Annotated in this window: 1 protein-coding gene; it reads right to left on the bottom strand. The window is 41.3% G+C overall.

The genetic code is table 11. The features are described 5' to 3' along the window. On the bottom strand, positions 1-235 hold a 235-nt coding region (locus tag ACVC5O_RS11600), incomplete at both ends, for an Ig-like domain-containing protein (protein WP_452221647.1).

The raw sequence follows: 235 nt of genomic DNA, 5'->3' as shown, positions 1-235 counted from the left end.
TGTATATTCAAACGTATCTGTTCCATTGTATCCTGGGTTTGGTGTGTAGGTTACTACATCATCACTTGGATCGTTTGGTGTATTGTTTGGATCGGTTATGACTACGGTTCCATTGGTTGGTGGTGTTGTGATTGCGATTGTACCATCTGTTGGGATGTCGTTATCGTTATCATAAACATCTACCACTACTGGTGTGTCTTCGTCTGTTGTTGTTGTATCGTCTTCTACATCTACG

Source organism: Lacinutrix salivirga (genome assembly GCF_053604675.1).
This window is presented reverse-complemented; position numbering and strand designations above follow the sequence as displayed.